Annotated in this window: 14 protein-coding genes; 4 read left to right on the forward strand and 10 right to left on the reverse strand. The window is 36.5% G+C overall.

Going from position 1 to position 13,964, the window contains the following annotated elements; all coding sequences use genetic code 11:
- Window positions 1–77 precede the first annotated feature (77 nt).
- Window positions 78–3,377: a DNA polymerase III subunit alpha gene (gene dnaE / locus ACZ5R4_RS05400; RefSeq protein WP_464368165.1), complete on the reverse strand. Its 3,300-nt coding sequence runs from the start codon at window positions 3,375–3,377 to the stop codon at window positions 78–80.
- Between the two features lie 150 nt (window positions 3,378–3,527).
- Between dnaE and ytrH the strand changes: the two genes are divergently transcribed.
- The gene (ytrH, locus tag ACZ5R4_RS05405) at window positions 3,528–3,860 is read left to right on the forward strand and encodes a sporulation membrane protein YtrH (RefSeq protein WP_054788245.1); all 333 of its coding nucleotides are present in this window, start codon (window positions 3,528–3,530) and stop codon (window positions 3,858–3,860) included.
- Complete coding sequence (ytrI, locus tag ACZ5R4_RS05410) at window positions 3,860–4,369, forward strand: sporulation membrane protein YtrI (protein WP_109983881.1); 510 nt, start codon at window positions 3,860–3,862, stop codon at window positions 4,367–4,369. The genes ytrH and ytrI overlap by 1 nt, the downstream gene beginning before the upstream one ends.
- A gap of 22 nt (window positions 4,370–4,391) precedes the next feature.
- Here ytrI and ACZ5R4_RS05415 read toward each other — a convergent pair whose 3' ends face one another.
- Window positions 4,392–5,333, reverse strand: coding sequence for a DHH family phosphoesterase (locus ACZ5R4_RS05415; RefSeq protein WP_464368166.1), 942 nt, complete (start codon window positions 5,331–5,333; stop codon window positions 4,392–4,394).
- Window positions 5,334–5,497: 164 nt separating this feature from the next.
- Here ACZ5R4_RS05415 and ACZ5R4_RS05420 point away from each other — a divergent pair, with 164 nt between their 5' ends.
- Entirely contained in the window at window positions 5,498–5,794 is a 297-nt protein-coding gene (locus ACZ5R4_RS05420; RefSeq protein ID WP_054861414.1) for a YtpI family protein, read from the forward strand.
- 241 nt (window positions 5,795–6,035) lie between these two features.
- Here ACZ5R4_RS05420 and ACZ5R4_RS05425 read toward each other — a convergent pair whose 3' ends face one another.
- The 8 genes from ACZ5R4_RS05425 to ACZ5R4_RS05460 all read right to left on the reverse strand — a co-directional run bounded on the left by ACZ5R4_RS05425 (window position 6,036) and on the right by ACZ5R4_RS05460 (window position 13,289).
- Window positions 6,036–7,349 carry a DRTGG domain-containing protein gene (locus ACZ5R4_RS05425; protein WP_109983880.1) on the reverse strand — a complete coding sequence of 438 codons (1,314 nt, stop codon included), beginning with the start codon at window positions 7,347–7,349 and terminating at the stop codon, window positions 6,036–6,038.
- 261 nt (window positions 7,350–7,610) lie between these two features.
- The gene (locus tag ACZ5R4_RS05430) at window positions 7,611–8,291 is read right to left on the reverse strand and encodes a metal-dependent hydrolase (protein ID WP_464368167.1); all 681 of its coding nucleotides are present in this window, start codon (window positions 8,289–8,291) and stop codon (window positions 7,611–7,613) included.
- 78 nt (window positions 8,292–8,369) lie between these two features.
- The gene (locus ACZ5R4_RS05435; protein WP_464368168.1) at window positions 8,370–9,899 is read right to left on the reverse strand and encodes a polyamine aminopropyltransferase; all 1,530 of its coding nucleotides are present in this window, start codon (window positions 9,897–9,899) and stop codon (window positions 8,370–8,372) included.
- Window positions 9,900–9,990: 91 nt separating this feature from the next.
- Window positions 9,991–10,386 carry a DUF350 domain-containing protein gene (locus ACZ5R4_RS05440; RefSeq protein WP_109983877.1) on the reverse strand — a complete coding sequence of 132 codons (396 nt, stop codon included), beginning with the start codon at window positions 10,384–10,386 and terminating at the stop codon, window positions 9,991–9,993.
- Window positions 10,387–10,406: 20 nt separating this feature from the next.
- The gene (locus ACZ5R4_RS05445) at window positions 10,407–11,045 is read right to left on the reverse strand and encodes a DUF4247 domain-containing protein (protein ID WP_347836531.1); all 639 of its coding nucleotides are present in this window, start codon (window positions 11,043–11,045) and stop codon (window positions 10,407–10,409) included.
- A gap of 202 nt (window positions 11,046–11,247) precedes the next feature.
- Window positions 11,248–11,919: a PspA/IM30 family protein gene (locus tag ACZ5R4_RS05450; protein WP_054861410.1), complete on the reverse strand. Its 672-nt coding sequence runs from the start codon at window positions 11,917–11,919 to the stop codon at window positions 11,248–11,250.
- A gap of 1 nt (window position 11,920) precedes the next feature.
- Entirely contained in the window at window positions 11,921–12,442 is a 522-nt protein-coding gene (locus ACZ5R4_RS05455) for a DUF4178 domain-containing protein (RefSeq protein ID WP_464368169.1), read from the reverse strand.
- A 94-nt stretch (window positions 12,443–12,536) separates the two neighbouring features.
- On the reverse strand, window positions 12,537–13,289 hold the full coding sequence (locus ACZ5R4_RS05460; protein WP_054788242.1) for an SDR family oxidoreductase: 753 nt from the start codon (window positions 13,287–13,289) through the stop codon (window positions 12,537–12,539).
- A 225-nt stretch (window positions 13,290–13,514) separates the two neighbouring features.
- Between ACZ5R4_RS05460 and ACZ5R4_RS05465 the strand changes: the two genes are divergently transcribed.
- A complete protein-coding gene (locus tag ACZ5R4_RS05465; RefSeq protein ID WP_109983874.1) occupies window positions 13,515–13,958 on the forward strand; it encodes a universal stress protein in 444 nt (147 codons plus the stop codon).
- Window positions 13,959–13,964: the final 6 nt, after the last annotated feature.

Here is a 13,964-nt window from a genome sequence, read left to right on the forward strand (position 1 = left end):
GTAACGTCGCTTTAGATAATGGACTTTATCCATCAGTGAAGGATGCACGGAAGAGCGCCACTGATGGAAGTCTCTCATTATGGACGTAACACGACATTTTCCTCGCCAAAGTGCTGCTTCAATACTTTTATAACATGCCAATTACTGTTAAGATGGTAGTCCTCATCCAATTTGTATAATTTTTTATCCATTGTTCGATACAAAAACACAGGGGTTAACCCAGGATATTTTTGAGCTAGTTTGCCAATTGTATCGAGTAGCTGTGCATGTTCTGTTGCGTGGGTCTGAATAAAGATTTTTTCATTGCTTTGTGTTTGTTGCTCCATCACAAGTGGTTGGATATCTTCTGCGATAATTTGCAATTTATCTCCACGGTTTTCCACTCGTCCATGGACAAAGGCAAATTCTTCTTCTTTCAACCAATGGTTAACCTTCCGAAAAGCAGGAGGAAAAATAACTCCCTCCAACTCATCCGTCTCATCTGCTATCGTTATAAAAGCCATTGATTCTCCCTTTTTAGTACGAATGACCTTGAGGGTTTGAACTACTGCGGCAAGCTTTAGCTTTCTTGATTTTTGATATTTGGCCTGTTGAATCGTAAGGTAACCAATTTTGCCTATCCTCGTTCGTATATTAGTTAAAGGGTGTGTAGAAACAAAAAAACCTACTACTTCTTTTTCCATCATCAACTGTTTGATTGGTGGAAATGGTTCTTTATCAACATAGACAGCATCTAATGCTAGGTCCCCTTGAAATAAGGCTAACTGATCATCAAATCCACGAAATAATTCCCCTTGTTCAATAGCATCATCAAGGCTCGCTAACAATGTCGCTCTGTTCGAATAGGTTTCATCAAATGCCCCAGCTAAAATTAGTGATTCAATAGCACTGCGTTTCACTCTATTTGTCGGAACTCGGAGACAAAAGTCAAAGATATTTTTAAATGGCTTCTCCTTACGTGCTTGTAAAATCTCTTGAACAATTTGAAAACCGATACCTTTTATCGCACTTAACCCCATCCTGATCGATTGATCCTCTACCTTGAATTTTCCGATACTTCTATTAATTGATGGGGGTAATATCTTAATCGATTGATTCGTTGCTTCTCGAATATAGCTTTGCATTTTATCCGCATTGCCCATTTGCATACTTAACATCTCAGCAAAAAATGCCAATGGATAATTTGCTTTTAAATAGGCTAACTGATAAGCAATCATACTGTATGCTACGGCATGACTTCGATTAAAACCATAGTTAGAGAAGCGGAGAATCCATTCAAATACCTCTTCACCTAATGAAGCAGGATATTGGTTTTCCTGACAGCCTTGTAAAAACTTCTCCTTTTGCTCAAGAAGTATATTTTTTTCTTTTTTACTAACTGCACGACGTAATAAATCCGCTTCTCCATAGGAAAAATTAGCCATTTTATTCGCTATTTGCATAATTTGCTCTTGATAGACGAGTACTCCATAAGTCTTGGCTAAAATAGGTCCAAGATCTGGATGTAGATAATGCACCTCTTCTTTACCATGCTTTCGGTTAATAAACAATGAGATAAACTGCATTGGTCCTGGTCGATATAAAGCGTTGACCGCAACGATATCTTCTAAATTAGTTGGCTTTAAATCTCTTAGCACTTGCTTCATTCCTTGGGATTCAAGCTGAAAGACACCATTTGTTCGTCCTTCTCTTAATAAGGAAAATGTGTTGGCATCATCAAATGGAATTGCATCTATTTCCATAGGCTCTGTCGAATGATGATTAATCTGCGAACAGATCCTTTCAATTAAAGTTAAGTTTCTTAATCCAAGAAAATCAAACTTCAATAATCCAACTTTCTCTAAATCATTCATTGGATATTGAGTAAGTAACATTTGATTCTGTGAAGGCATGACAGGGACATATTTCGTCAACGGTTGATCACTGATTATGACACCAGCTGCATGTGTGGAATGATGTCTTGGCAAGCCTTCTAATCGATTGGCAACCTTAAAAAGTATTTTTAATTTTTCTGAATGCTTTACATAATCAATCAATTCTGGTGATTTTTTTAATAACACTGCTAACTTTTCATTAGATTCTTTCGGCAGTTTTTTCAAAATATAGTATAGGTCACTATCAGGTATTTCCATTGTTTTGGATAATTCTCTTAGAATAGACCTTGCAGCAAACGTTCCAAATGTAATAATTTGTGCGACTTGTTCGACACCATATTTTTCAGATACATACTGAATCACTTGATCACGCTTTTCATCGGAAAAATCAATATCAATATCTGGCATGGATACCCGTTCAGGATTCAAAAAACGTTCAAATAACAATCCATATTCTAATGGGTCAACATTCGTTATTCCTAATAAATAGGCAACGAGAGAACCAGCAGCTGATCCCCTTCCCGGTCCAACCATGATATTCGATTCTTTCGCATATCGGACAAAATCCGATACGATAAGAAAGTAATCACTAAATCCCATTGAATGAATAACATCCAATTCGTAATGAAGCCGATCAACTATCACATCGGTAATGTTATCATACTTTTTAGATAATGCTAGATGGCATTGTTTTTCGAGATAGTCGTCGGCACGTTGCCCTTCAGCCAATGGGTATTTTGGTAAAAGCCGCTGATCAAGCTTAAGCTCTATCTGACATTTTTTTGCCACAGAACTTGCTTCTTCCAATAGTTCAGGCCAATTTTGATAAATTTGCTTCAATTCCTGCTCATTTCTTAAGTAAAGATGCTTGTCAAATGATGCGGCTGATGGATCCCATTTGTCTCCAATCGCAAGTTTTTCCAAGCAGCTATAGGCAAGTGCATCATTTTTATATACATATCGTACATCAGGAAGTGCTACTGCCTTCTGCTTCGTTTTCCTCACCCATTCTTGAAGCATTGGCCAGAAATCACCTGTGTTCGGTGAAATACCTAAATAAAGAGAAAATCCCTCACATGCTCTTACTATTCTACTTAGATGATCAAACCATTCCTTTTGCTCTTCAATAAGTGGAGAGATTGGTAAAACGAGGATAAAGTTTTCAGAAGCCTCTCTCAATCCGTCTAATTGACAGACACCTCCTTGTTGTATTAGAGAGCTTAATTGGATTAGTTCCTTATAGCCCGACTCATTTTTTGCTAATAGAAGAAAAGAATAGAGTTGTTCTTCGATTAGGATAGATGCTTCCATTCCGATAATAGGCTTTATTCCTGCCTTTTCGCATGCTTGATAAAACGAGATAGCCCCATGAAGAACGCTCTCATCTGTAAGAGCGAGGGTATCATAATTTAAATTTTTTGCTTGCTGTACGAGCTCATCTATTTGCACCATACTCTTCAGGAATGAAAAACTACTTTTTATTTGTAATTGTGCTAAGGTCATTTCCTCACCTACTGTCCGTACTAACTTCTTTTATTATAACGTATTGATACATGTTATGAAATGGAAACATATCTTGAAAGGCTTGTCATATATTTAAGTAAGAAATATATTATCTACCATGATTGCTTTGAAGCATGAAAGGGTGTTTAGATGGAAGAAAGATTTATTACGACAATGATCCAATGTTACTTTATTGCTTTTGGTGTTATGATTGGTGGTTCTATTATCGGAAGTATAGGTGCTTATGCAACTGGAGAGGCTCCCCTTACTCATATCAGTCGAATCGCAAAAAGCCTCCATATTTGGGCAATTGTTGCAGCAATTGGAGGAACCTTTGATGCCATTTCCAATTTTGAACGAGGAATATGGGAAGGTTCTACCTTGGATATGGTTAAACAAATAATCATGATTATTGCTGCAATGGGAGGCGCTCAAACTGCCCTCCTCATTATTGAATGGCTAATTCAAGAGGAGATACAATAATGCATATCCCTCCACTATATAAACGAGCCAGCTGGCAAAGGTTCTTAGCAGGAACGGCAATCGGAGCTATTATTGCTTATATGATTTTTTTATTTATCTTTGGCGAATTACAGGAAAATTGGATTCAAGAAAATATGGCCTTAAGAGCAGAATATCAAGATTTAAATAAAAGTTATGAAACCTTGCTTGAAAATCATCGTGCCTTAGACCAACAATCGAAGGAAGGTATTGAAATAAAAGAGATTGATATCGCCTTTACTAATCTAAAGGAATTAAAGCTCGAAAATGACCGTATCATGGTTCATCAAATCGAGGAGGCTATACGTGAAGAGGCAAATTATGCGATGGGGAAATCAGTGGAAGAAATCGCAACAAGTATTGATCTGCTTATTTCGACAATTGAAAATAAAACAATCAATATTGACGATTTCTCCTATCAATCAAAAATCTCTCGAATCATTGTTATGGAACAGCTTCAGCTTTCCATTGAATTAAGTGTGGCAGATTAATTTTTGCTTAATGGCTGCCATCTTATTCTTGTGCACATATTGATTCTAAATCTTTAAGTAGCTGGGGAACGGTTGCCCAATCATGAATTTTAGCACCAGATGCAAGAGGGTGGCCACCTCCTTCATATTGTGCTGCTAGTTCATTAATAATTGGTCCTTTGGAGCGAAGTCTTACCCGGATGGTGTCCTCTTCTTCAACAAAGATTACCCATACTTTTATTCCTTCAATATCTCCCAATACTCCAACAACTGAACTTGTTTCTGATGGTGTAACTTGGTACTCTTCCAATATTTCCTTTGTCAGCTTTACATGGCTTACACCAGCTGTCGATATGACGACATTTTGTAGGATGTATCCTTTTAATTTCGCGATATTCAGACTTGTTTTATACATTTCTTCATAAATGATGGTCCGATCAAATGGATAGCTAACAAGCTCCGAAGCATACTGAAAAGTTTTCTCTGTAGTACTTGGGAACAAAAATCTACCCGTATCTCCAACAATCCCGCTATATAGTAATGAAGCACTTTCCTCTGTCATTACTAATCCACCCTTTTCGTGTTCCTTAAAAAGCTGATAAATCATCTCACTTGTTGAGCTTGCTTCTGTTTCTACCCATTGAAGGTCACCATATGGATCGACATTCGGGTGATGGTCAATTTTAATTAACTCTTTCCCGTAATGGAATCTTTGGTCAGATACACGCTCCCGATTAGCCGTATCACAAACAACGACTAATGCATTGTTATACACATGATCAGGAATGTTGTCCATTTTCCCCATAAACGATAACCATTGCTCTTCTTCCCCAACCACGTACACTCGTTTGTCAGGAAAGGAATTCTTTATAATCGTGGCAAGCCCATTCTGTGAACCGTATGCATCAGGATCTGGGCGCACATGTCGATGAATAATAATATCCTCATATTGTTTTATCTTTTCCATAATTTTAGCTGTGATCATAGTCTTCCCTCTTTCAATTAAATTCAATTTATACCATTATCATCGTAATATCAAATTTTACATTTTGCTAGAATTTCATACTTGATAACGGTACAATGATAACGGACTATAACTTTAAATAGTTTGATATGTATTTAGGCAGTACTTTTTTAAGGGGGGATACGATGGTCGTCTTTCCTATTGTAATCATTATCTCCATTGTTTTATATGTCTATTATAAGGTGATGATTTTACGAGGCAGTGACCCATTAATTCAAGAGATTTTGAATGCAAAGGCACGTATTTCACTAGGAATATTTATCAGCTTTTTTGGAGTAAATCAATACTTATACTATCAAACAAAAATCGCTTTATATGTTGCAATCGTCTTTTTGATATTTGGTCTGCTACAAATGTATACAGGTATAAAAAGATACCAGCATTATAAAAGTGAACAACGAAAGAGAAAGGAAAACATATAATGATTTGGGGCTGGGACAAAAAGAATATTATAGGAAGAAAAACCCGAACATTAGTATTTCTGCACAGAAACCGCTCCGTCAACATACTTCGCTTTCCGCGGGCACTGCGATCTGCTAACTTTGCAAAGTGGATCATCAGCTCGTGCTGTTCCCACAGGAGTCTCCGTATTTTGGATACGCTTAGTCAGAATATTGTTCGGATTCTCATGCTCCTTTTTAATTATGTCCCGGCCCCCTTTCTCTATCGGTCAATTATTTGGGCCATTAGCATGGCTTTGCCGACCATTTTACGCTCATGATAAACCTCTACATCAATCTTAGCAGATTTACGTCCTACATCTATGATCTTTGGATGAAAAGATACCTTTGTTTCCAGTTGAATCGGTTTTATAAAGTAAACGGTAATATTCTCCACAACTAGATCACCTTTTTTCTGTTGACGCAATAAACTACTAGCTGCTTCGATAACAAAAGAAACAAATACACCATTGGAAAGGGTTCCAAGTTGATTCGTCATCTGTGGCGTTATTTCTGCTTCATAAGTGACGTGATGTGCATCGTTATCATGAAGATCAAAATAGTTCGACACAATATCATCAATTGTTTCTCCAACCTGTGGTTGCTTTTGAATATGTTGCAATGCTTTCAATACATCTTGGCGAGAGATTAAACCTTCAAGGTGGTGATGTTGATCCACAACAGGCATTATTTCTATCCCTTCCCATACCATCATATGTGCTGCATAAGCTAATGAAGTTTCCTTCATTACGGTTAAAGGGTTTTTCGTCATTACCTTGTCAATGTTCATCTCTGTCTTTTTGCCAATAACATCTTTAGAAGTAACAATCCCGACAACTTTTTGTTTGTCATCTACCACCGGATATCGACTATGTGTCGTTTTTTCCTCCCACTCATGCCATTTTGCCACTCTATCCTTTGTGGACAGATAATACGTACTATCTTTTTTGGTATAGATATCTCCAACAAGGACGATTTCCTTTTTAATCAGCTGATCATAGATAGCACGATTAATCATTGCAGCTACCGTAAATGTGTCGTAGCTAGTAGAAATGATTGGCAATTTCTTTTGGTCTGCAAGCTCTTTTGCGGCTTCATCTGTATCAAAGCCACCTGTAATCAACACGGCAGCGCCTTCTTTTAGTGCAAATTGATGGGCTTCCGTCCGGTTTCCTACTATTAGCAAGGAATCCTTTTCTGTATAGCGCATCATCGCATCTAATTCCATTGCACCGATGACAAATTTGTTCAAGGTTTTATATAGTCCCTCTCTACCACCTAATACTTGTCCATCGACAATACTTACAATCTCTGCAAAGGTTAAATTCTCAAAGTTTTCTTTTTGCTTTCGCTCAATTCTGATGGTTCCTACCCGTTCAATTGTGCTAACTAATCCTTTGTTCTCTGCTTCTTTAATTGCCCGATATGCGGTCCCCTCGCTGACGTTTAATTCCTTGGCAATTTGACGAACAGAGATTTTATTTCCTACTTTAAGAGATTCTATAAAAGATAAAATTTGTTCATGTTTTGTAGCCAATAATAGCTCACCATTCTTTCATCTGTACTATTAATTTATTCCTTATTGTTATTATACAGATCATTCTGTCAAGATTCAATTAGTTGTTATAAAAGTATATGGTTCTTCCTCATTATTTTCTACTGTTTTATATTTTATTCATTACCTGTACTACTTTCAAAAGAATGAATGGAAATGACGACTTTACTAAATGAAAAGACAAGGCTTAAAAGATACCTTGTCTTCACTCCTCTTATTCATTTTATTTAACAATTGCTTTCCCTATAATTCTATCCCTTCACCCGGCTTTAAGGCGATTCCTTGGCCTGTTTTTACTTTGTTTGCAAATGCTTCTCCATCTTGTTCAATTAGTGGAAAAGTATTATAGTGCATCGGAACAATGCGCTTCGCTTTGATCCAGTCCGCTGCAATTAACGCATCCTCTGGTCCCATCGTAAAGTTATCTCCTATTGGCAAAAAGGCAAGATCAATTTGATTCATTTCTCCGATTAGCTTTAAATCAGAAAACAATGCCGTATCACCTGCATGGTAGATTGTTTTATTTTCTACTGATAATAGGATTCCGCCTGGCATTCCACCATAAATTTTATTCCCTTCTTCATCCTCGAACATTGAGCCATGAAATGCAGGGGTGAATTTTACCTTTCCAAAATCAAACGTATGTGCACCTCCAATATGCATCGGATGCGCATTTAGTCCTCTTGATTCCATATAGACGGCTAATTCATTAGGAGCCACGATCAAACAATTCGTTCTTTTAGCAATACTAATCGTATCCCCAACGTGATCATTATGACCATGAGTTAGTAAGATAGCATCGGGATTTTCTTCTTCCCCATGTAAATCACAGGTGTCATTACCTGTAATAAAAGGATCGATTAAGATCGTGTGATTTTCTGTAACAATTTTAACGACAGATTGACCATGAAAAGATACTTTCATGACAAAGCAACACTCCTTTATTTGCATATTACTTACTTAATCCTCTATACCCAACTTTATCGAAATTTAAAACAATGTTCAATAATGAACCCATGACTTTTCATATATAGGAATCAAAATGGGGTCAATTAATGTATTCACTTCCTTAGTTACCCCATCAGGCCCCTCATCTTCTCCAAAGTACGTCAGGCTTTCCACTAATTCTGTAGTTAAATACGCTGTTTTAGGTTTGATCATCATTTGATTCGCTTGTATTTCTTTTCGACTAGCGAGTACAAAGCCCCAATTACCAAAACTAGGAACATCCACGTGAAAGTTCTCTATATGAAGACCTGTTGCACGTATCGTATTAGAAATAGTCCAATAGACTTCTCTTGCAAAAACTGGACTTGTAGCTTGTACCATCATTGCCCCTGCTTCTTTTAAATGGTTGCGATTAAGCGAATAAAACTCTTTTGTGTATAGTTTATTAAGGCTTTCATTGTTTGGATCAGGCAGATCGACAATTATAACATCATAAACACTCTTGTTATGCTCTAAATATTCAAATGCATCCTGATGAATAACTTCTACCTTGTCATTCATTAATGATCCTTTATTTAATGCTAATAGATGAGGATTTGAATTGGCTAACTCCACGACTGCTGGATCAAGATCTACTAATGTAATTTCCTTTATGTCCTTATATTTAAGTAGCTCTCTAACTACTAATCCATCTCCACCTCCTAATACAAGTACTTTATGATGACTTTGAGCTTGTGCCATCGGAATATGCACAAGTACTTCATGATAGCGGTGTTCATCAATGGAACTAAATTGCAAGCCTCCATCAAGATAAAGCCTAACGTCATCATTGTCTTTTGTTAAAACCATTTTTTGATAATTTGTATCCTCTACATAAACGATAGGGTCTTGATAAATTTTCTGTTCAAATTTATAGGCAATATTTTCACCAAAAAACAACCCTAATATTAGGAGAATAGCGATCACAATACCTACGAATGTATGTAGAGCCTTATTTTTAAGCTCTCGTCGAAAGAGATAGAGAACCACCATTGCAACAATCAGATTAATTAATCCAACGAAAAAAGCACTTTTGACCATTCCTAGCTGAGGCCGGAGAAAAAAAACAAAAAGCAGGCCTCCAATTAGACCACCCGCATAGTCAGAAAATAAAACTCTCGCTGTACTTTTTTCAAGTGTTACACCAATTTCATTCGCTTTTCTTATTAAAATAGGAAGCTCCACACCAGTTAAGGCACCAACTAGAAAGGTAATCACATATAAAAAGATCGCGTCCGCTCCACCTGCTGCAAATGCAGTTACACCAAACATAAGAAAGCTTGAAAACCCACCAATTAGTGCCACAAGAAATTCAATATAAATAAACGATAAAATTAAATTTTTCGTTACCCTTTCACTTAAGGTAGCTCCAATCCCCATCCCTGTAAGGAAAAACGAGATAGTTAGTGTATATTGCTTTACACCATCTCCTAATATATAAGAGCCAAGCGCACCGAATAATACTTCAAATACAATTCCACAAATGGAGACGATTCCTGATGCCCAGTAAATAAAATAACTCTGTCTAATTTTCAAATCCTTCATTTTTTGCCACTCCATCTAAGTACACTTTTATTTAACACTTGTTACCACGGAAATAGAAAACCTGACCATTTGTGGCCAGGTTTTCTATATATTACGTAATAGATGCCCCGATTACAAAGGCCAGGCCAATAGAAACGCCTAATGAAACAATACCAACAGCTATATTATTTTCTTTCAACTGCTGTTCAACAGAGAATTTCCTAGTAAATAGTTCAAATAATAAGTAAGCAACCAACTGAAGTACTACACCATAAGCACCCCAAATAAAAGTTTCCCAAATCGTAATACTATTATAAATGGCAAAGGCTAAAACGATACAAATACCGACAATCTTCCCTGTTATCGATAAAGCCACAGCTTGATTTCCTTCTTTAATTTCATCCCAATCTTTGTACTTCGTCGTCAACCACTCAAAAATAACTAATCCAATAATAACAATAACAATGGCAGCAATAAAATAAACAAATGTCCAAATAAATGGTTCCATTCTCTAATTCCCTCCTTTTATTATTTACCCGCGCTCGGGCCTCCACCTCTTACAGATGACATTCCTCTATTGGTAGTACTTCTTTTATAAGTAGAATATCCACCATAACAATCCCCTGAGCTACATGCTCTACGTCGTTTTTTCGCCCAGTCGTCCACATCCAATACATCATCTAAAATTCTTATCGCAAAATATGTACTTAGGAAATTCGGAGAATAATGATTTCGTACAAATTCGTCACTCGCTACTTCTATTATAGTAGCACCCGGTACTTCTTCACTGTCTTTTAATACAATAAAGTGATCAGGGTAAATCAATATTTGTTGTTGATCGATATATTCACTCTTTTCCTCTGGTGTAACTGTTTCTGCTAACAAATTAGCTAATTCCTCCACTGAAAATTGATCTGTTCCATAAATATTAGATGTTGAATTGTCTTTTACGACAGAATCTACAAAGGGAAAATGGTTTGAAATAAGTGCTTCTATATTCGTTGAATTCTCATTTTTCACGCTTTCAATAATTTCACTTTTAGATTCAGATGTTTGGATAGCATCTTCTGTAAAGGAAGTGGCTTCATTGTAATTATCTTGGCTGCAACCAACCAATAATAAACAAATTATCATGCCTGCTCCTAATAAAACGGAATTTAAACGCACATACTCACCTCCTATGACCTTTTTCCGATAGCAGTATCGATACATCGCTGGTTACTTTTATCACCTAGGTTAATTTTAGAAAGAAAGAGCAATTCTTATGCTAAACATACTATATGTAATTCATCATAGATACATGAACAAAACAGATAACCCTGTTTCTCTACTAAAGGAAACAGGGTTATGTTTACCCTTTTTTAATTGCTTATTCTTCCTTATTCATTTTCTTCTTAAGTGCAGCCAATTCATCATCTACATCATTTTTATCTAGATCCTCAAACTCATCATCTAATGATCTACTAGCTGCGGATAAATCCTCACTAGTGTCTGCCTCTGCTTCAAAACGCATAACCTTTTCTTCCATACGTTGGAAGCCTTGCTTTGATGCATCATTACCAATAGAGGACATGGCACGATTCATCTTTGTCCTTGTTTTAGCAGATTCTGCACGTGCCTTCAAGGAATCCTTTTTCAGTTGCATTTCTTGATATTCTTTTTTCATTTCATCTAGTTTCACACGTAGTTGATCGGAATCCTTCTTCGCACGTTCCCAAGCTTCTGTCATTGTCGTAACTTGTTGCTCTTGAGCTTTCTTATCCTCTAAAGCTCTTCTAGCAAGATCATCATTACCAGCTTCCACTGCTTTTTCTGCTTGTGCTTGACGCTTTTCCACAAGAGCGGTTGCATCATCTAATCTGCGTTTTAACATTTTTTCGTTTGCAATTTGTTTTGCAACAGCTGATTCTGCTTCACGAATATCCTCTGCCATATCACGCATAAATTGGTCTAGCATTTTTACAGGGTCTTCTGCTTTGTCTAACAATGAATTTAGTTCTGATCCTACGATAGTTTTTACTCTTTTGAAAAATTGAAACATATTAATTTCCTCCTTCATTTGATCCAGCAATTATTTTTATTTCATATAGCTCAATGGGATAGCCATAACTTGCTTCTATTTCACTACCCCAATCCTCTAAGCTTATAAAATGGGTTTCACTTTCATCACAATACTCCACATACTTCATAGTTTGACCTGTTAGGTTACTACTTCTGCCTTCCCCGTTAATATGTGCTTGACCTTTTTCATCAAGGTAGTACTTAATTCCTTGATAAGTAAGTTCCTTTGGTATTTGATTTGCATCCGCTAGTTGAATTTTCTTATAGATGCCTAGTTCTAAATCATCATCCATTTCGGCTGCTAACCAAATTGTCCCAGTTGGTCCTAGTAATTGATAACTTAACCATTCATAGCTACTTTGTCTATACGTGATTTTCCCTACCACCTCATAGTCTTCAAGATTATACTCTACGATATCTCCCACTTGAATCGTTAAAGGAGTTCGTTTCTCCACCTTATGTTGCTTTTGTTTTTTTGGAAAAAGCTTTGATAGAAAACCCAAATGGTGCACCTCATTTCAAACAAATATGGGTTGTTAGTAATGTTTACGAACCAGGATTCGATAGGTTTCATCTTTTTTAAAATTTTTTTATTTTTTATCGATTTTGGTGAATGACATCTAATCCTCCTGTCACCTCAATAATTGTCCCAGTAATCATGTCAGAATCTTGATCACATAGATATAAAATTGTTCTTGCAATATCCTCTCCTGTACCTGACCTTCCAATGGGTGTCTCTTGATCTGGTGCTTTTCTACTTTCTTCTATACTTGCTTCCTTCATATCCCCAACAATATCACCAGGGCAAATCATATTGGAAGTAATGCCATTTTCTGCTTCTTCGTATGCAATGGATTTGGTTAAAGAGACTAAGCCTACCTTTGCTGCAGAAAAGGCAGAGCGATTAACCCAACCAGCTGCATGATTTGCACCTTGAAAACCATAGTTCACAATTCTTCCAAAGTGTTGTTCTCTCATTGCTGGGACGGTTAGTTGTAGAAGATGAAACACACTATCCAGATTACCACTAATCATTTGTTGCCACTCATCTTCCGTGTGATCTAGCAATTTCTTTCGTTCAAAGATGAAAGGCCCTGCATTATTAATGAGATAATCAATTGTACCAAATGTATGTGTAGCTTCTTGGACAGCATTGGTTAGATCATTCTTATCACAAACATCAGCTTGCACAATATGTAAGGAATAATCTGCAAATTTTTGTTTTACTTCATTTGCTCGGTTATTATCTCTAAAATAAGTGACCGTTACAGAATGTCCTAATTTTAAAAAGGCTTCTGTCACTTTTAAGCCTAGACCTTTTGTACCAGCCGTAATAAAAGCATGCCCCATCCAACTTCTCTCCTTCATTTTAAAACTTAACATTCTTATTCTATCCTACAATAAGCTCAAAATTTTTTCTAATATTATAAGGAAGTACACGAAAATTTAACAATTAGGCTATGTTTGAAGAAGAAAGCATAGTGGTAAAATAATAATAGGTAATTAAATTTAATGATAGCGAGTGAAAACGTATTCATGTTATAATAAAAGAGAAGAAAGAGAGGAGTGATCATCATGGCATTTGAATATCATCGAATTCTCGTTGCTGTAGATGGATCCGACGCATCTGAACTAGCTTTCAAAAAAGCAGTAGATATTGTGAAAAGAAATAATGCAAAAATGTTTCTTGTGCATATCATTGATACGAGAACCATTACGACCGTTGCCCCCGAGGTATATGATCAATCGCTCGCGGCACGTTCAGAAAATTATGCCAAAGGTTTACTTGATAATTATAAAGAGAAAGCGAATAGAAGTGGAGTTACCGATATTACTTCACATGTAGAAATCGGTTCACCAAAGATTAAAATACCGAAAGATATTGCAAAAAAATATGAAGCAGATCTTATTATTTGTGGTGCAACAGGAATGAATGCAGTGGAAAGATTTTTAATCGGTAGTGTCTCTGAAAGCATCACAAGACATGCAAAATGTGATGTGCTTGTTGTAAGAAGTTAAAAACGA

This window comes from Gracilibacillus sp. JCM 18860 (genome assembly GCF_055395245.1).